The organism is Polyangium sorediatum, from assembly GCF_029946465.1.
Lineage (GTDB): Bacteria > Myxococcota_A > Polyangia > Polyangiales > Polyangiaceae > Polyangium > Polyangium fumosum.
Genome location: NZ_JARZHI010000004.1, coordinates 290,668 through 309,275, shown reverse-complemented (window position 1 = coordinate 309,275; position 18,608 = coordinate 290,668). Strand labels below are relative to the sequence as shown.

Here is an 18,608-nt window from a genome sequence, read left to right as displayed (position 1 = left end):
AGGGCCGTCCGCTCGGGTAGACTCCGTCGTCATCCCTATGGCAGCGCGGAGCTTCTGCACGAGCGTGACCTCCCCCGACGGGCTCTCGCGCGTCCTCCGGGAGGCACGCGGAGCCGTCACCTCCCCGACAGGAGGGCTCGTCTTCGTGACGGGCCCGCTCGTGCCGCACCTCCGCACGCTCGCAGGTCGCGTGGCGGCCGCATGGAAAGGCGTGCCGACCGTGCTCGTCCCCAGCGCCGGCGTGCTGCACGAGCGCGCCGAGCTCGAAGGGGTCCCCGCCGTGAGCGGCCTGCTCTGGAACGGAGGGCAAACGACGCCGTTCGCGCTCGACGGCGCAGACGACGCGCCCCGCGCGCTCGGCGAATCGATCGGGCACGCCCTCGGCGCGCGCCCCTCCTCGGCGCTGCTCTTCCACCGGGCCGAAGGCTTCGACACGAGCCTGCTCGAAGGCCTCGCAGCCGCGGCGCCCTCCGCGTGTGTCTTCGGCGCCGGCACCGTGGGCGCAGGCGGCATGGTGGTCACGGCCGACGGCGAAGAGCGCGCCGCGCGCGCCGTGGGGATGGCGATCAAGGGGCTCGCCTCGCCGATCGTCGCGACCTCGCCCGCGTGTCGCCTCGTCTCCGATCTCGCGCCGATCGACGAGGTCCACGCAGGCCTCGTGACGCGCGTCGGCGGCCGCAGCGCGCTCGACGAGCTCTCGCGATGCGCGCCCGGCGCCGACAACCCCGGCGCGCCCTCGCCGCTCGTGTTCGCCGCGCTCGCCGAGCCGGACGACGTCACGGAAGACGGGCGCCCGCGCTTCGTGATCCGACCCGTGCGCGGGATCGATCCCTCGCGGCGAGGCGTGATGATCGGCGCGGACGCGCGCCCCGGGCTGCGCATGGCCTTCGCGGTGCGGGACGCGCAGACGGCGAGGACCGAGCTCGAGGCGATGGCGCGTGTCGTCTCCAAGAACGCGCTCGGCGCGGCGCCGCGCTTCGCCCTCTACGTGACCTGCGCGGGCCGCGGCCAAAGCCTCTACGGCGTGCCCGACGCCGAGGTGCGGATCCTCCGCCAGCGCTTTGGCGATCTCCCGATCGCCGGCATGCACGCGGCCTTCGAGATCAGCCCACGCGAAGGCCGTCCGTCACGGCTCGACCTTTACACGAGCGTGCTCGCGCTCTTCCGCTCGCCGAGCTAACCGGCGCGCAGCGCGTCCAGCATCCGCGACACGCGCTCGTCGACGATCACGCGCGCAGCTTGGAACTCCGGTGTCCCGCGGAGCGGCGCGAGCAGCGGGCAACGATCCATCCACAGGAGATCGATGAGCCCGCTTTGCGCGCAGGGCAGGATCGAGCCGATGGCGCGCGCCACGTCGCCCACGTAGAGCGCGAGCTCGACCTCGACCTGCCGGAAGTACGCGGTCCGCCGCCATCCGCCTTCGTTGCTCGCCATCGCCTGCTGGAAGGTCGGCGAATCGAAGGGCGAGATCTTGTCGAGCAACGCGTCGCGGATCGCCATCTGGATGGGCGCATCGATCTTCACGTTCCGCAGCCGCTCGGCGACGCTCCTCAAGAGCTCCTCGTCGCGGTCCCAGATCGCGTACCGCGAAACGCCTGCGAAGTACGCGAACTCGCCCTCGACCGTCCGCACCTGTTCGAGGAGCTTCTGCGCGCCGTCCCGATCGCCGCGCAACACGCAGACACGCGCGAGGTTCCGGGACACCGAGGGCGCCGCCGGATCGAGCGAGCGCGCCGTCTCGAGCACGCGCGTCGCTTCGTCGAGCGGACCCGACTCCGAGAGGATCATCCCGATGAGCCCGTAGGCCTCGGCGAGCGCGGGCGCGCGCGTGATCGCCTGGCGCGCGCTCCGCACCGCGCCGGCCCCGTCGCCGGCCTGGAAGAGCCCGTGCGCCATGGCGAGGTGCGCCTCGGCGAGGTGCGGCGCCGCCGCGAGCGCGCGCTCGGCGGCTTGTTTCGCCAGCACGGCGTTGTCGCCGTTGAAGAACGACATCCGGGCGAGCGCGCTCGCGTAGCCGGACAGGATCGTCGGATCCTGCGGCGCGCGCGCGAGCGCTTGTTCGAGCAGCTTCACGGCTGCGCGCACGTGCTCCACCCAGAACTTCCGGTACTCGATGCGCGCCTTCAGGTAGAGCTCGACGGCCACGGGGTCCGTCGGCGACTCGCGCGCGGGCTGGGCCATGTCGACCGTCAGCGCGTCCGCGATCGCCTTCGCGACCTCGTCGTTCACCACGAAGAGATCTTTCTCCGGCCGGTCGAATCGCTTCGCCCAGAGCTGGAACCCGTCGGCCACGCTGAGCACGCGCGCGCTGATGCGCACGCCCGCCGGCGTCCTGCGCACGCTGCCCTCGACGACGACCTGCACGGCGAGCTCGCGCCCGATCTCGCGTGGGTCCTGATCGACGCCCTTCCAGCGCATCACCACGCCGCGGGGCCGCAGCTTGAGGCCACGCGTCATCGAGAGCGTGTCGATCAGATCGTCGGTGAGCCCTTCCGCGAGGTACTCGTCGTCCGGCGGCCCGCTGTTCCGAAAGGGCAACACCGCGACCGTCTTCTCGGCCGCCGCCGCCTGCGCGGCCGGTGTCGGCGTGCGGGAGCTCGTCGTGGGCGCCACGAGCGTCGTCACCGGCAGCTTGTTCATGGCCGGCAAGGTCAAGCTCGTCAGCTCCTCGGCCACTTCTTGCGCCGTGCGATATCGCTCGTCGCGATCCCGCGCCATGCACTTGAGGACGATCGTCCCGCACGCCGTCGGCAAATCGGCCCGTTTGACGCGAGGGTCCGGCGGCGGTTGCACGAGCCGCGCCGCGGCGACGCTCACGATCGACTCCCCGCGCCACGCCTTTTCGCCCGTGAAGAGCTCGTACAACATCGCGCCGAGGGCATAGATGTCCGCGCGCGTGTCGATGTCGGCGATCCCCTGCACCTGCTCGGGCGCCATGTACGCCGGTGTCCCGATCACCGCGCCGACCTGCGTCCGCGCGCCCTCGGGCTCGTGCATCCGCGCGATGCCGAAATCGGTGATCACCACGCGCCCGTCCTTCGCCAGGAGCACGTTTTCGGGCTTCAGGTCCCGGTGCACCACGCCGGCGGCGTGCGCGGCGGCGAGGCCCGCGCAGATCGCCGTCGCGATCTCCACGACGCGCGCGACCGACATCGCGCCTTGCCGGGCGAGCGCCACGTTGAGGGGTTCGCCCTCGACGTATTCCATGGTCAGGTACTTGTCGGCGCCGTGCTCGCCAATGTCGAAGACGCGGGCGACGTTCTTGTGGGTGACGCGGCGCGCGAGCTTCACTTCGCGGCGGAACCGTTCGAGCATCCCCGGCTCGTTCACGAGGTCTTGCCGCAGCACCTTCAGGGCCACGAGCTCTTCGAGCTCCTCGTCGCGGGCGCGGTAGACGCTGCCCATGCCGCCGACCCCGAGCAGGCCGAGCAGCGTGTATCGACCGGCCACGCGATCGCCTGGCGCGCTCGAAAGGACCATGCCTGTCGGCGCCTCGCTGAGGGGATCGGGAAACGTTGGGGTCGCCTTGAAGTCGGTCATGTACTGCTGCGACGGAGGCTAACCGATCTGGGCCTCGTTCGGTGCTACCCTCCGCCGCCCATGGACGCCGCCGTCGCGGTCCGCGCACTCACGAAGGTCTATCGTGTCCACGAGCGCCAGGCCGGTCTCGCGGCCGCGCTGCGCAGCGTTTTCCGCCGAACGTACAAGGAAGTTCGTGCCGTCGAGGACCTCTCGTTCACGATCGAGCCTGGCGAGCGCGTCGGCTTCCTCGGCCCGAATGGCGCGGGAAAAACGACCACCTTGAAGATCCTCTCGGGATTGCTGCACCCGACGAGCGGCGACGTGACGGTCTCGGGCCACGTCCCGCGGCGCCGCGAGGCTGGTTTTTTGCGGGCGATCACGCTCGTCATGGGCCAGAAGCAGCAACTCCTCTGGGACTTGCCGCCGGCCGAGACGTTCGACCTGAACCGGGCCATTTACGGCATCCCCGACGCGGCGTTCGCGGAGACCCTCCACGAGCTCGAATCCCTGCTCGACATCGGGGCGCTCAAGAGAAAGCCCACGCGCCAGCTCTCGCTCGGCGAGCGCATGAAATGCGAACTCGCGGCGGCGCTCCTGCATCGCCCGGACATCCTCTTCCTCGACGAGCCCACGATTGGCCTCGACGTCTCCATGCAGCTCGTCGTGCGGGATTTCATCCGCAAGTACAACGAGAAGCGCGGGGCCACGGTCCTGCTCACGTCCCATTACATGGACGACGTCGCCTCGCTCTGCCCGCGCGTCATCGTCATCGATCGGGGCAAGCTCCGCTACGACGGCGACCTCGCCAAGCTGGTGAAGACGATCCGCCCTGACAAACGGATTGTCCTCGTCTTCGCCGCGCCGCCGGATCGCGCGGCCTTGGAGCGTGTGGGGACCGTCGTCGAGCTCGAAGGGACGCGTGCTGTCCTGCGTGTCCCGCAAGCGGACGTGCGTGAGGCGGTGAGCCACCTCGTCGCGAGCGCGCCCACGAGTGACCTCACGATCGAGGATCCGCCGCTCGAAGAGGTCATGCGGGATCTCTTCGCGCGCCCCGCCGAGGAGCCGGCCGAGGCGACCCGGTGAACCTGCTCCAGGTCTATCCGACGCTCCTGCGGGTGGGCTTCTCGGCGGCGCTCGCCTATCGCGCCGAGCTCGTGATCTGGATGCTGACGACCACGATGCCGCTCGTCAGCCTCTCGATCTGGACGGCCGTCGCGAGCGAGGCGCCCGTCGGTCGATATGGCCCTGGCGAATTCGTGGGGTATTTCCTGGCCGCGCTCATCGTCCGCCAGTGCACGGGCTCCTGGCTCGTCTGGCAACTGAACCAGGAGATCCGCCAGGGCACGCTCTCCCAGCGCCTCTTGAAGCCGATTCACCCGCTCTGGATCTACAGCGCGGAGAACCTCGCCGCCTTGCCGCTCCGGGCCGCCCTTTGCCTGCCGGTCGTCGTCGTGGCCGTCGTGTATGCCGACATCACGCGGAGCGGCCCGCTCCTCGTGATCTTTTTCGCCTCCCTGCTCGGCGCGTGGCTCATCAATTTCTTCACGATGGCCATCATCGGCTCGCTCGCGTTTTTCCTGGAGAGCTCCACGAGCGTCTTCGAGCTCTGGCTCATCACGTTCATGTTGCTCTCGGGATATGTCGTCCCGCTCGAGCTTTTCCCCGGCTGGGTGCGCGGCGTCGCGGAGGCCTTGCCTTTCCGCTACACCCTGGGGTTTCCCGTCGAGGTCGTGATTGGCCTCGTGGACCTGAAATCCGCCCTGCGAGGCCTCGCCGTGCAATACACCTATGCCGCCGCGGCCGCGGCCACCGCCATCCTCGTGTTTCGCGCGGGCGTGCGGCGGTTCGGGGCGTTTGGCGGCTGAGCTACCCGAGAAACCCGCCCGCCGCCGCCCGCGAAAACCCCGCGTGCTGGCTCGCGCGCATCGCCGATTGCGAGAACATCCGAAACGCCCGCCGGATCTCCCCCACATCACTGCGCGGCGTCAGGATCCACCGATCCTCGATGCCCATCGCCCGGAACACGTCGCGGAACGGCGTATGCCCATCGTCGATCCCCATCGCCGCCACGATGTGCTGCTCGCTCGCCAGCATGTCGCGCACGAGCACCCGCACGTCGCTCGCCTTGGCTTTGCACGAGCCCTGATCCGCCCCATCCGTGAGGATCAACGTCACGCTCCGCACGGGCACGCCGCTCTGCGCAAACTCCTGCGTTTTGGCGATCACCGTCCCGAGCAGCACCACCGTTTGATCGTAGAGCGGCGTCCCGAGCGTGGGATCGTAGTTCTTCACGGTCATTCGCTCGGCGAGCGCGACGGGCCTGTACGGATAAAGCACGAATCCATTCAGGTACCGCGTATGCGCCAGGATCGAATCCTTCTGCTTCGACGAAGCGAGCGCCTCGACCACCGTGTTGTGCCCTTCCCGCAGGAGATCGGCGTTCCCGGAGAAACGGATCGACCCCGAATCATCCGGCATGATCGTCACGAGCACGACCTCGGACGCTTGCACGTCGTCCACGCCCACGCCGAGCCCGGCCTGGATCTGCGCCCCGATATCGAGCGCCGCGAGCGCCGCGAGCGCCTCCGGCGAGAGCGACCCTTCCTCCTCCGCCGCCTCGAACAGCCTTCGGATCTCGTGTCCCTTCCCATTCCCGTTCGTCATGACGTCCTCCTCTCCTATTTCAACCAGCGCCCGATCTCGTCCGTGCTCTTCACCAGGTTCATCCCCGCCGCCGCGAACTTGGCGAGCGCCTTGTCGGCCTCGGGCGTGAAATCCGCCACGAGCCCGCCCTTGCCGTCCGGCACCGTCACGGCCGACATGCAATCGGTAAGCAGGTAGATCTTCCGCGCGAGCGCGGCGTCGACCGAGGCGATCTCGCCGAGGATGTCGTCGATCGAGCTCTTCACACAATGGCTCGCCGCCTGCCCGGCGATGATCACCACGTCCGCCGCGAGCAGCGTCTTCAAAAAGAGCGTGTTCTTCTGCCCGAGCGGCTGCCCGTCGAAGCGCGTGAGCACCTCCGGCGAGAGCACCGAATAGTTCTCCGTGAGCGGATTGCCGCCCTTCACCTCCACCCACGACTGCGCCCCGCGCACGTACGAGTGAAAAAGCCTCGCCTCGTGGATCGCCCCCACGAGCGCGTGCCCGTCGCTCCCGAGCAAGCAATGCGGCGGCCACAGATAGAGCGTGTACTTCCCGGCCTTCTCCAGCTCCTCGCAATAATGCCGCACCTGCTTCACGAGCCACGGGTAGTTCCCGCCGCAGAGCCATTTCGCCATGGCCGGGTTCGGCCGCACCTCGCCCGCGTCGACGTCCCGCGTCGTGATCACCCGGTGCGCGGTCAGCGGCTTGCCCTCGCGATCCACCCAGAACGACGGGAAGAAGATCTGGTGCGAGAAATGCGTATCCATCGTCGTCGTGATCGCCGTGAGCACGTCGAGGTTCTTGTAAATGAACTCGGCGATGCGCCGGTTATCGTCGATCGCGCCCCGCCCGCTCCTCCCCGCCACGAAGAGCGCGCCCTCGGGGTGGCAAAAATCCTTCTGCACGTCGATGAGCAAGAGGTGCACGTTCGTCTTGTCCGCGCCGGCCGGACGGATGTCGAGCGCCTTGCGCCAGTCCTCGGCAGCCACGAAGAGCAGCTCCTCCTTGGGACGATGCCCCCATTTCTCGGCGCTCTTGTGATCGTAAAAGACCGGCAGCGGAAGTTCCTTGTGGTTCATGATGTCGCCTCTCATTTCTTTTCTGCGAATCAACCCATCCCGAGCGCCGTGATCTCGCGCGCTCCTACGACCCAGAGGCCCGCGGACCCCGCGAGGATCCGCGCGCCTTCCTGCACGAACGGCTCGGTGTCCGGAAAACGCCGCGCCTCGGCCGGCCCGCCCGGGCCGAGCTCGACCCGCACGAGGCCGCTGTCCGTGGCCACGAGGAGCGCGCCCCCGATCGCCGTTTTCCCCGCAATCGACCCGAGCCACGAGCCGTCGCCCGCCTCGGCCTCGGCCACGCCGAGCAACGCGCCGCTCTCGGCTATGACGGCGCACCGGTTCATCGTTCGACCGGCGCGCATATACGTCACGAAAAACCAGACCCGATCTTTATCGATCGCGGCGTCCGCGGCCACGATCTGCCCGCTCGGCCAGGGCAGCTTCACCGAATCACGAATCCCGCGGCGCTCGGTGTCCCACGTGAACACGACCGAGACCGCGCCCGCCCGATAAAACCCGAACCCGAGCCGCTCGCCGGCCCAGATGCGGGTCTGTCCCGCCAGCACCTCGCCCCAGGGCTCCGCGCCTTCCGCGAGGCCCGCGAGGGGCGAACCGAAGGGTCGCGCGGCGCGCCGGAACAGGCGCCCTCCATGGACGAACCATCGATAGCGATCATTCACCACGAACGCGGGCTCCTGCCCGAGGACATCCACCACAATCGCCTGCTCGGTTTGCCCGGCCTCGAATGCCACGACCCGCCCGCGCCGCGCGATGAACGTGGTTTTGCCCTGGATCCAGAACCGCAAAGCCCCGTCGATGGGCCCCCGCGCGAGCTCCGCCCCGTCCTCCCGCTTGTACACGCCCCCCTCGTGCACCACGTACGCCGGCGCATCGCCCACAAGCGACGCCGCGACCACCGTGCCGGACGTGGCGAATTTGCGAGACGCCTTCACGTGCCCCCGCACGACGATCACCTCGCGCGCCGCGCCGTGATCACAGACCGGACAACGCACCCGCGCATGCTCGGCCCCGCACGACACGCACGCCGTGAAGCGCAGGTTCTCCAGGAGCACGAGCGGAAACGGCGCCCGCGCGTCGCGCTCGAAGATCGACGAGAGCGTATGCAAAAGGTCGTCCGGCAACACCCCGTACGGGATCGCTGGCTTCGGATAACGCACCTCCGGGTCGAACACCGTGATCCGCCGCAATGGCCGCGCCGCCTCGGGGACACGTTTCGCCGGATCCCGCGGCCGATACACGCCGCCATAGGGCCCCACGCAGAGCAATGTGCCCATGACCATCACGGCGAACGCATACCAATCCGACGCGGCCGTGAAGGGCCGCACGGGCCACGGACGCGGCTCGCTCGTCTCGCAGAGCAGCGGATCGACGAAGCGCTCGGTGTACACGGGGCACGGAAACCGGCCAAACTGAAAACTGTCCGCGTCCACGATGTGCGCCTCGCCGTCCCGCGCGAGCACGTTCAGATCGTTGAAATCGCCGATCACCACACCGGCGTGATGCAATGCCGCCACGGTCGCCCGGAGATCCCGCAGAATCCGCGCCGCGCCCTCCCCCCCGAGCGCCCGGCGCCGCGCCGGCTCACCGAGGCCCATGAGCGGCTCGGCGCCCGCGATCAAGCGCATCGTGTACCCGAGAATCGTGCTGCCCTTCCGATCCTTCGCGAGCGCCATCGGCGAGGCGACCCGCGCCGGCAATCCCGCCGGAAACAACGGCATCTTCTCCTGCACGAGCGCGAGCCTGTCCGCCGCCGCGCGCGCCTCGACCGAGACCCCGGCGACGTCCGGATGATCCGGGCCTTTCCAGAGCTTCAGCGCGAGGCCGTTGCCCAGATCGAAGACGTCCGCCTCGCCGCCCTTGCCGATCGAGGCCTGCGGGCGCACGCGGTGGCGTTTGTCGTCGATGTACACTTCCATGGCACACGTCTCCCGTCCTCGCCTCGCGGCGAGCCCGAACGGCCATTTCATTGAAATCCCTCTGCTAGTCCGGGGCGCTCGTCTTCTTGCGGCGCACGACGAGCAACGTCGTATCGTCTTCGAGCAGCCCCGGCTCCTTGTGGATCCGACGCTCGTCCCAGAGCGGCCGCGTCACGTCCCGATTGACGAGCGCGAGCGACCGCCGCACCGCATCGGCATTCCGAAAGTACCGGTCCTCCGACCAAAACGCCCGAAGCGGCGGCACACGCTCCCCGTGCGCCCCGGGGATCCCCGCGCCTGCGAGCGCATCAAAATCCGCCGCGCCGTCCGTGCCGACGAGCACCGAAGTGAGCGTCGACGCGGGCAAGACGCGGTGAATCGAGACCCGCGGCCCCGCCCCCGAGAGCCCATACCCGAGGTACGGCGGCGCATTGCCAGGAAAAGGCCCGAGCCGCACGACCTCGTCCCCGACGACGAAGATCCCGTCCCCGGCGCCGAACACGACGGCCCGCTCGGCGGAGATCGCCACGCCGAGCACGGTGAACAGGAAAAACTCGGCCACGCCACGCGCGTGCGCGATCCCCATGTCCTGCGCGGCCGAGGCGAGCGCCACGAGCAGACGCTCCCGCACACGCTCGAACGTCGCCTCCTCGCCGATCGCCGCGCCGGCCTCCATCTCGCGGAGCACCTGCGATGCGAGGATCCGCGCCCCGATCGCCGCCCCGATCTCGTTGTGCGCGCCGCTGCCGCACCCGTCGCACACGACGCCGACGATCCCGCATTCGGCCGAACGAAACGCGAATGCATCCTGATTCGGCTTCCCCGCGAGGATATGCGAGCGCCCCGTCACGCTGCCCGCGGCCACCTCGAATCGTTCGTCGACGCGAATGACGACCTCCCGGCCTCAAATCTCGAACAAAAAGCCCTCTTTTTCGAGCTTGCGGTACGTCTTCTCGTCGAACGTATAAAGCCGCGCCGCCCGGTGCGCGACGTCCTGCTCGACCTCGTCGAGCTCGACCAAGAGCCCCGTCGCGGCCACTTTCTTGCGGAAGTTTCGCTTGTCGAGCTCGTACCCGAGCACCTTCTCGTACACGCGCTGGAGCTGCGTGAGCGTGAACTTCTTGGGCAAGAGCTCGAACCCGATCGGCGCATACCGCACCTTGCCGCGTAGGCGCGTGATCGCCTTGTCGACGATGGTTTCGTGATCGAAGGCGAGCTTCGGCAGGTCGTCGATCGCGAACCATGCTGCCTCCCGCGCGTCCGTGGCGGCGCGGACCCTGTGCTCGGAGAGCTTTACGAGCGCGTAATAGGTCACCGAAACGACACGCTCGCGCGGATCCCGGTCGACGGCCCCGAACGTATAAAGCTGTTCGAGGTACACCTTTTCGATGCCCGCCTCCTCGCGAAGCTCACGCCGCGCGGCCTCGTCGAGCGTCTCTTCGAGGCGCACGAATCCGCCAGGCAAAGCCCAGCGCCCGGCGAAAGGATCAACGCCGCGCCGAATGAGGAGGACCTTGAGATCCTCCTCGTCGAGGCCAAACACGACGCAGTCCACGGCGAGCGCCGGGCGCGGGTAACGGTAGGTCACGCTCATGATCAGGTCCGTGTAGGATGTACACGAACCTTAGTGTCGATTCGACACCACGTCAAGAGCGCGTGCGATCAGGCCTGGAAGATCGAGCGAAGATGGCAGGGCGTTCTGGTACCGACCCGCTCCACCCGCCCATCCGCATGCCGCGCGATCCCGACCTTCACCACGCGCCGACGCTACCACGGTCGCCCCACAACCACCGTCGAGCCCGCGTGGACGACGGACAGGACGGCAGGGTTCTGGCGGGTTCGCTCATCATCAAACGAAGGACGGTTTTGGGGGTTTCTGGACGCCAGGAAAGTCCGATACTGCGGCGATGAAACTACGACTCCGCGGTATCGCGTTCGGAGCCGCCACGCTCTTCGCGAGCATGGGTTCTGCACACGCAGATGGGCCGCCCCGTCTCACGAAGACGTATCCTCATGACGCGTTCCTGGTGACCGTGGCGGACGCTGCGACGTTGCAGGACGCCCTGGACACCCACGGCATCGTGCGCCTCGAGCGCGGGAGCTACCTTGCGTCGCCGCCCCTCGTCTTGCGCAGCGGGCAGCAACTCTACGGGCTGCGGAGCGAGCTGCCTCTGCTCACGATCGAGCCGGGCGCCACGGGGATCATCCTGGCCAACGTGCTCCTGGACTTCGCAAAGGGGGCCGTGTTTCCCCCGTCGGATCTGGTCACGCGACACAACCTCTTCTTCGAGCTCCGCCGCGGCATCAGGGTCGAAGGCGCGACGCTGGAAGAGAACACCTTCCTCGGCATGGAAGGTGGGACGATCCACATCGACACGAGCGCGGGTGGGTGGCTGCGCAACAACCGCTTCATCCGCATTCGCACGCAAGGGGATGGGCCGCTCCTGACGATGCTCGGAGACCCCGGGCACAAGTCCTATGGAAACGTCTTCCTGTGGGGCAACCACCTCACCGGCCCGAACAATACGGCGTCGGTCTCGGGACAGCGAGACGTGACCCTCGTGGGCTGGGACGACGAACCCTACGCCTCCAACACGGCCGATCCGATGTATCGCTTCGGGGACGTCGAGACGCTGAGGCTCTGGGCGCTGGGCGGGTACAGCCCCACCACGAATCAGCCGCTGTTCGATATCGACGCGACCGAGGTGCAGCTCAGTTCGGTGACGATGGGTGGGGTATCTCCCACGCCCATCACGCTGCGCGCTTCCGTCGCGCGCGCCTTCGCGTTTGGCTCGCGCCCGATCGAGGACAAGAACCCTGCGGGCCTGCGCCTGTTCGGGGACAACAGCATCAACAACAACTCGGGCTCCACCCTGAAGGATCACGACGAGCTCGTCACCGGACCTCTGCCCCAGGCGACCGCGGACGCGCTGACCGCGATGTACACCACCCACACGGGAGAGGTCTGGGAGCGCCCCGTCTTCGATCCCATCCCCGATCCGGCGGGACCGAACTGGAATCAAGATCTCGCATCGAAGCCCGACTCGACGGCGATGTTGCAGGAGCGCATCGACAACGAGGCCGCGGTGCTCCTCGAGCCTGGCATCTACTACATCTCGAGCCCGCTCCTGGTGCGCGGAGACACCACGATCATCGGAAGCGGTCCGGACGTCACCGCCATTGTCGCGAAGGACCCCAGCATCGAGGTCTTCGTCGACGACGACAGGACAGACCAAGAGTACCGCTACGGCATCACGATCGCAGACCTCACGCTCCAGGGGGGGCGCAACGGCGTGCACCATTACGGCCCGCCCGGTGTGCTCCGGCATTACTCTGAGTTTCTCTTCTCGAACCTGGTCTTCCGCAACTTCAGCCAAGCCGGCTTCTTCATCGACCAGACCGGCGGCTTCGACAATGGCGTCTTCTACAACGTCTCCTTTGTCGACTCGGATGTCGGGTTCAAGCAATACGTCGACCCGGCAGCCGATCAGGGTGGGGTGAACACCGGGTACATCGACAAGGTGATGTTCTATGGCAACCAGTTCGTGGGCAACCGCATCGGCATGGAGCTGCGGGCCCGTCGCGCCAACAACCTCAACTCCGTCGTCAACAGCCGGTTCCAGGGCAACACCGAGGGCACCCTCCTCGCGCAGAGTAGCAACCACCTGCAACTGGTGAACAGCGACATCATCAACAACGGGGGCGCGCCGACCGTACAGGGCGTCGCCGACGTCATCAGCTGCTACTTCCGCGCCGATGAGCTGGGCGTCTCGATGCTGAACAGCGGAAACGTCGAGGGCACGCGCTTCGAGCGTGGCTCCTCCTCCACCGCCAAGATCTACGAGCAGCCGGAGGACCCGTTCTACGCGCCGAACGGCGCCTGGTTCGACTGGTCGTACAACTACGTCGTCAACTCCACGGCCGACGACATCGACGTCGGCAACGTCGAGTTCGGCATCTTCCTCAACAACGACCTGCCGGCGCGGCCCGACCTCAGCAAGCCCGCCGCGACGGTCTGGATTGGTCAGGTCACGACGGTCGCCGACGGAGCGGTCAACCCACAGGCGCAGCTCCTGGTCGGCGCCAACTACGCCGAGCCAGGCACCGGTGGCGGCGGAGGCGGTAGTGGCGGCGGCGGAGACGGTGGTGGTGGCGGCGGAGACGGTGGCGGAGGCGGAAACGGAGAGAGCGGAGGCGCCGGCTGCGGCTGCGTGGCCCCCCGTTCCAGCGGCTCGCCCTGGTGGCTTCTGCCGGTGTTCTTGTTTGCGCTAAGTCGACGCCGCAGCCGTACGCACACTCCCCTGTCCTAGCGCGGCCGCGGCAATGGCCCGGGGGGGTGATGGCGAGTAGGCTTGGAGCGACACCCTATCAAAAGGGCGAACGATCGGGCCTGGAAAAGCGTCCTGACGTGGCTCCTCCGTCAGCTTCCCACCCGCTCCACCTGCCCATCCGCATGCCGCGCGAACCGCCCCTCCTCGCGCCCGTGCACCGGGTCGTCGCTCGGCCACGGCCACCCGCCGAAGCGGGTCCGCTGGTAATCCATCATCGCGCGCTGGATCTGCTCGCGGGTGTTCATCACGAACGGACCGTACTGCACGACCGGCTGCCCGATCGGGCGCCCCTGCAAGAGCAGGATCTCGGTCTCCTCGTCGCCGGCCTGGAGCCGCGCGTCTACGTCGCTCCGCACGCGCGCCGCCACGTGCCCCGCGAGCGCATGCTCGCCGATGCGCAACGACGCGCCCTTGAAGAAATACACCGTGCGCACCGATTGCGGGTGCGCCGCCTTCGGCAGCGTCCACGTGGCGCCCGGGGCCATTCGAATGCTCCAGATCGCGATGTCCGTGTCCGGCCGCGACGCCCACGATTTCGGCGGCGGCGAAGGCGCACGTTTCCCGTCGAGCGACCCCGCGATCACCGTGACCTCCGTGGATCGCCCCGCTTCGTCGAGGAACACGCACCGCGGGATCGTATCGCTCCACAACATCGCGAAGTGCGGCGGCACGAGTTTGTCCTCTGCCGGCAGGTTCAGCCAGATCTGAAACAGCTCGGCCGGGTTCGGGTTCGTCCGGTCGAGCAGCGGGAACATCTCGGAATGGACGATGCCCCCGCCCGCCGTCAGCCATTGCACGTCGCCCGCGCCGAAGCGCGCCGCCGCGCCGAGCGAGTCCGCGTGATCGATGAGCCCACGCCGCACGATCGTCACCGTCTCGAAGCCGCGGTGCGGGTGCTGCGGGAAGCCGGGCACGACCTCGCCGTGGTACATCCGCCAGCCGTCCTTGCCGGCGAAATCCTGACCGATGTTGCGCCCCGCGAGCGACGCGGCCGGCCCCATGCGCTCGTTGCCCGGGGGGTAAGCGTCGTCGTGGTGCACGCAAAAGAGGAAAGGATCGGCCGTCTCCCAGGGGAAACCAAGGGGGCGTGTCTCTTGCACGATGTCGTTCGCGGAGCTCATCTCAATACCCGATTCCCACGGCGGCGCGGACGTATTTCATCGCCATCATCTCGGCCACCATGAACTCGGCGAGGTCCGCCCGGCTCACCTCGTACGACTTGCCGGCGGGCCCGTCCTTCACGATCTTGTAATCACCCCTCTTCGGTCCGTCGAGGAGGCGCGGCGGGCGCACGATGGTCCAGTCGGAGTCGCTCGCGCGGAGGCGCTCCTCCGCCCTTCGTTGATCGGCGTACACGTGCCGCGCCATCCATCGACCCCCGGTCCGGTACCAGAACGGCTCGTTCGGATCCTCGATCGTCCCGGCCGACGTCACGCACACGAACCTGCGCACGTGGGCCTCGGCCATCGCCCACAGGATGGCCGCGAACCCGTCCGAAAACAGATTCGTCTCGCCGAAGTCCCTGCCGGTCCCGAGCGCTGAGATGACCGCGTCGACGCCGCGCATCGCGGGCCCGACGTGGCCCCACTCGAGTACGTCTCCTTGCACGAGCTCGAGGCGCGGCGACCAGGCGCCGACGGCCGCGGGCCTGCGCGCGAACGCCCGTACCTCGTACCCCGCGTCGATCGCCTGCGTGACGACCTCCCGACCGGTGGGCCCCGAAGCCCCGAAGACCAAGATCTTCATGCGCCGATCATCGTACGTCGGGCGCGACGTCGCAACGCGTATCGCCTACAATGCGGCCATGCGCAGGCTGCCCACGCCGCCCCCGAGCTCCGACATCACGCCCGAAGCACGGTACCTGCGCCGCCGCGAAATCCTCAAGAGCGCCGGGCTCTTCGTGGGGACGGCCGCGGCGATGGGCACGGGCCTCGTCGCGCTCACGGGCCGAGGCCGCCGCGCGACGATCACCGCCGAGCCGCTGCCCGCGGGCCTCGTGGTGCCGTCCGCGTCCGCGGCGCCCGCCGCGCCCTCGAGCTCGGCCGCTGCGCGCAATCCCTTCACCACCGACGAGCCGCGCACGCCTTACGAGGACGTGACGACGTACAACAACTATTACGAGCTCGGCCTCGACAAGGAAGATCCGGCGCGGAACGCGAAGACCCTGAAGCCCCGGCCGTGGACGGTGGTGTTCGAGGGCGAGATCAAAAAGCCCCAGCGGGTCGACATCGATACGCTCTTGAAATGGTTTCCTCTGGAGGAGCGCGTCTACCGCATGCGTTGCGTGGAGACGTGGTCGATGGTGATCCCGTGGCTCGGCTTTCCGCTGGGAAAGCTGCTCGAACGGCTCGAACCGACGTCGCGGGCGAAGTACGTCGCGTTCAACACGCTGATGGATCCGGAGCAGCTCCCGTTCCAGCTCACGGACGTGCTCGAATGGCCTTACCGCGAGGGACTGCGCCTCGACGAGGCCATGCACCCGCTCACGATGCTCGCGGCCGGCCTCTACGGCAAATCGCTCCCCGGGCAAAACGGCGCCCCGCTGCGGCTCGTCGTGCCGTGGAAGTATGGATTCAAGGGGATCAAGTCGATCGTGCGGATCGCGCTCGTCGAGAAGGAGCCGCAGACGTCCTGGAACATGGCGGCCCCGCGTGAATACGGGTTTTACGCGAACGTGAACCCGCAAGTGGCGCACCCGCGCTGGAGCCAGGCGATGGAGCGACGCATCGGGGACCTCGAAAAACGGCCGACGCTCCCGTTCAACGGCTACGCGGAGGAGGTCGCGTCCCTCTATGCGGGCATGGACCTCCGGATGTCTTACTGATGGCGACGCATGTTCTCCCCACGCCGGACAAACCCGCCGCGCCGCGCGCCGGCGCGGGCAAGCTCGGCTGGCTCGTCCCCGCGATCGTCACGGGAGGCCTCGTTCCGGCCGTCGTCCTCGCGGCGCGCGCGGCGCGAGGCGACCTCGGGGCGAACCCGATCGCCGAGGCGATGAACCAGCTCGGGCTGCTCGCGCTCGTCCTTTTGGTCCTCTCGCTCGCCGCGACACCGCTCCAGATCGTCACGGGCTGGAAATGGCCGATCCGCATCCGCAAATCGCTCGGCCTGCTCGGCTTCTTTTACGTCTGCGCGCATTTCCTGGTCTACGCGGTCGTCGATCAATCGCTCGCCCTTCGCGCGATCGCCTCCGACATCACGAAGCGCCCGTTCATCCTCGTGGGGTTCGCCGGGTTCGTCTTGCTCCTCCCGCTGGCCGCGACGTCGACCGCGAAGGCCCTCAAGCGGATGGGGTTTGCCCGGTGGAAACGATTGCACAGGCTCGCGTACGTGGTCGCGATCCTCGGCGTCGTGCATTTCGTGATGCGCGTGAAGAAGGACGTGACGGAGCCGGCGATCTACGGGGCCGTGCTCGCGGGGCTCTTCCTGATCCGGATCATGAACTGGGCGAGGGAGCGCGGAAACAAGCGCGGTTAGGCCGGGCCTCCCGCCAATCGACCCACCCCGAACCGCCCTGCCACGGCGAGCAGGACGCCCACGTTCCGCACCTCCTCAGTCGGCAGCAGGATCCGATTGCCCGAGGTGAGCCGCACTTCGAGCCACCGGAACGAGAGCTGCATCGCGTCGACTCCATTCCACGGCGAAGCGCCCCTGCCGTAATGAATCCCCGACGCGTCGACCACCATCGGCCAGAACGGGAGCTTCTCTCCCGCGTCGAGCGAGGCCACCGTCTCCGCGAGCAGCCCGGCCGCCGTCTCCTGTTGCACCCGCGTGGCCAGGTCCCGCGCGTTTTCGAGCTCCGCCGGAAACTCGGTCACGCGGCCGTCGCGCGAGCCGAGGCGCACGATGAACTCGGGCGAACGTACGGGCTCGTAGAAGCGCGCCCAGATGCCGGTCACGTCCTCCCAGAGAACCATGTGTTTCCCGGTGTACGTCGTGATGCCGATCCCCTCGTCATGCACGGTGACCAGCGCCCGCATGTCCCGCAGGAAGAGACGAAACGCGAAGGCCGCGACGGTCCCGAACATGCCCACCACGAAGAACGTCACGACCCAGGAGCCCGGATCCGAGCCGCCTCCGAGCGACGCGAGGAGCGACCCGATCGCAGCGAGGCCCGTGGACGCTCCGACGAAGAGCGAGGACGCGCGGCGCAGTTTGCTCGGGCGATACGTGGCGACGGGCGGCCCGAACGCGAGCGGAGCCGCGCGGTAAGGGCTGAGCGCGCGGGCGTTCGTGTCGTTCGGGGCTTCGAGGCGCGGGGGCACGGGGAGCGTGAGTATAACCGCGTCCGGCCCGGGGCGTGCTAGCCTCCGCGCGGACGCGAGATGCGGTATCTCTCCCTGCTCGGCCTCCAGCTCCGCAAGTCCGCGACCCTCGCGATGCAATATCGCTGGGATTTCGTGGTCAGCGGGGTCCTCGCCCTGCTCTGGACGGTCGCAGGCCTCGTGCCGTTCCACGTGGCCTTCCACGGCCGGCCGCCCGTCGGGGGCTGGACGTACGAGACCGCGCTCGTCGTCGTGGGCTTTTTCACGCTGCTCCGGGGCGTGCTCGACGGCGCGGTGAACCCCTCGCTCCTCACGGTCGTGCAGCAGATCCGCGAGGGCACGCTCGATTTCGTGTTGCTCAAGCCCGCCGACGCGCAGTTCCTCGTCTCGACCACGAAGTTCGAGGTCTTCCGCGTGTTCGACGCGATCGCCGGGCTCGCGCTCGTCACGGTCGCATTCGTGCGCCTCGGGCGCGTCCCGAGCCCGGCCGGCGTGCTGACGGCGCTCGCCATGCTCGCGGCGGCCACGGTGGTCCTTTATTCGATCTGGATCCTCGTGATCGCCGCGGCATTCTGGGTGGTTCGCGTGGACAACCTCGCGTACCTCTTCGATTCGCTCTTCGATTTCGCGCGCTGGCCCGTGTCCGTGTTCAAGGGGGTCTGGAAGATCGTGTTCACCTTCGTCATCCCGCTCGGCGTGATGACGACGTACCCGGCCGAGGCGCTGCTCGGCGCGCTCGCCGGGCAGACCGCCGTGGCCTCGATCTTCGGCGCAGCCCTGCTCGCCGTGATGGCGCGAGCCGTCTGGATCCGCGCGATCGGCCATTATACCTCCGCTTCGAGTTGA

16 protein-coding genes are annotated in these 18,608 nt (G+C 68.3%); 7 read left to right on the top strand and 9 right to left on the bottom strand.

All coding sequences use genetic code 11. The features are described 5' to 3' along the window. Nucleotides 1-37: 37 nt before the first annotated feature. A complete protein-coding gene (locus tag QHF89_RS07425; RefSeq protein ID WP_136965790.1) occupies nt 38-1,180 on the top strand; it encodes an FIST signal transduction protein in 1,143 nt (380 codons plus the stop codon). Here the strand turns inward: QHF89_RS07425 and QHF89_RS07420 are convergent. After that, a complete protein-coding gene (locus tag QHF89_RS07420) occupies nt 1,177-3,540 on the bottom strand; it encodes a protein kinase domain-containing protein (protein WP_136965791.1) in 2,364 nt (787 codons plus the stop codon). The two genes, QHF89_RS07425 and QHF89_RS07420, sit on opposite strands and share 4 nt — an antisense overlap. A gap of 60 nt (nt 3,541-3,600) precedes the next feature. On the opposite strand from QHF89_RS07420, the gene QHF89_RS07415 reads away from it, so the two are divergent. Both QHF89_RS07415 and QHF89_RS07410 read left to right on the top strand, forming a co-directional pair. Further along, nucleotides 3,601-4,605, top strand: a complete 1,005-nt coding sequence (locus QHF89_RS07415; RefSeq protein ID WP_136965792.1) for an ABC transporter ATP-binding protein — start codon at nt 3,601-3,603, stop codon at nt 4,603-4,605. Further along, nucleotides 4,602-5,387: an ABC transporter permease gene (locus tag QHF89_RS07410; RefSeq protein ID WP_284720190.1), complete on the top strand. Its 786-nt coding sequence runs from the start codon at nt 4,602-4,604 to the stop codon at nt 5,385-5,387. The genes QHF89_RS07415 and QHF89_RS07410 overlap by 4 nt, the downstream gene beginning before the upstream one ends. A 1-nt stretch (nt 5,388) precedes the next feature. Here QHF89_RS07410 and QHF89_RS07405 read toward each other — a convergent pair whose 3' ends face one another. From QHF89_RS07405 to QHF89_RS07385, 5 genes are read right to left on the bottom strand one after another with little or no spacing between them, the layout of a single operon-like run. Further along, a complete protein-coding gene (locus QHF89_RS07405; protein WP_136929477.1) occupies nt 5,389-6,186 on the bottom strand; it encodes a hypothetical protein in 798 nt (265 codons plus the stop codon). Nucleotides 6,187-6,200: 14 nt separating this feature from the next. Next, nucleotides 6,201-7,247, bottom strand: coding sequence for a cysteine hydrolase family protein (locus QHF89_RS07400; protein WP_284720189.1), 1,047 nt, complete (start codon nt 7,245-7,247; stop codon nt 6,201-6,203). A 29-nt stretch (nt 7,248-7,276) separates the two neighbouring features. Further along, nucleotides 7,277-9,217, bottom strand: a complete 1,941-nt coding sequence (locus QHF89_RS07395) for a hypothetical protein (protein ID WP_136965794.1) — start codon at nt 9,215-9,217, stop codon at nt 7,277-7,279. A 13-nt stretch (nt 9,218-9,230) separates the two neighbouring features. Further along, nucleotides 9,231-10,031: a protein phosphatase 2C domain-containing protein gene (locus QHF89_RS07390; protein WP_284720188.1), complete on the bottom strand. Its 801-nt coding sequence runs from the start codon at nt 10,029-10,031 to the stop codon at nt 9,231-9,233. 39 nt (nt 10,032-10,070) lie between these two features. Beyond that, the gene (locus QHF89_RS07385; RefSeq protein WP_136929473.1) at nt 10,071-10,760 is read right to left on the bottom strand and encodes an NUDIX hydrolase; all 690 of its coding nucleotides are present in this window, start codon (nt 10,758-10,760) and stop codon (nt 10,071-10,073) included. Nucleotides 10,761-11,073: 313 nt separating this feature from the next. Here QHF89_RS07385 and QHF89_RS07380 point away from each other — a divergent pair, with 313 nt between their 5' ends. Beyond that, the gene (locus QHF89_RS07380; RefSeq protein ID WP_136965796.1) at nt 11,074-13,476 is read left to right on the top strand and encodes a right-handed parallel beta-helix repeat-containing protein; all 2,403 of its coding nucleotides are present in this window, start codon (nt 11,074-11,076) and stop codon (nt 13,474-13,476) included. A 110-nt stretch (nt 13,477-13,586) separates the two neighbouring features. On the opposite strand, the gene QHF89_RS07375 is transcribed toward QHF89_RS07380, so the two are convergent. Next, entirely contained in the window at nt 13,587-14,618 is a 1,032-nt protein-coding gene (locus QHF89_RS07375; RefSeq protein ID WP_136965797.1) for a pirin family protein, read from the bottom strand. Nucleotide 14,619: 1 nt separating this feature from the next. Then, nucleotides 14,620-15,243, bottom strand: a complete 624-nt coding sequence (locus QHF89_RS07370; RefSeq protein WP_136929470.1) for an NAD(P)-dependent oxidoreductase — start codon at nt 15,241-15,243, stop codon at nt 14,620-14,622. Nucleotides 15,244-15,301: 58 nt separating this feature from the next. On the opposite strand from QHF89_RS07370, the gene msrP reads away from it, so the two are divergent. Next, a complete protein-coding gene (msrP, locus tag QHF89_RS07365; protein WP_136965932.1) occupies nt 15,302-16,321 on the top strand; it encodes a protein-methionine-sulfoxide reductase catalytic subunit MsrP in 1,020 nt (339 codons plus the stop codon). Further along, nucleotides 16,321-16,974 carry a protein-methionine-sulfoxide reductase heme-binding subunit MsrQ gene (locus QHF89_RS07360; protein WP_136965798.1) on the top strand — a complete coding sequence of 218 codons (654 nt, stop codon included), beginning with the start codon at nt 16,321-16,323 and terminating at the stop codon, nt 16,972-16,974. The genes msrP and QHF89_RS07360 overlap by 1 nt, the downstream gene beginning before the upstream one ends. On the opposite strand, the gene QHF89_RS07355 is transcribed toward QHF89_RS07360, so the two are convergent. Then, nucleotides 16,971-17,762, bottom strand: coding sequence for a DUF6585 family protein (locus QHF89_RS07355; protein ID WP_136965799.1), 792 nt, complete (start codon nt 17,760-17,762; stop codon nt 16,971-16,973). The two genes, QHF89_RS07360 and QHF89_RS07355, sit on opposite strands and share 4 nt — an antisense overlap. Before the next feature lie 60 nt (nt 17,763-17,822). On the opposite strand from QHF89_RS07355, the gene QHF89_RS07350 reads away from it, so the two are divergent. After that, on the top strand, nt 17,823-18,608 hold the full coding sequence (locus QHF89_RS07350) for an ABC transporter permease (protein WP_136965800.1): 786 nt from the start codon (nt 17,823-17,825) through the stop codon (nt 18,606-18,608).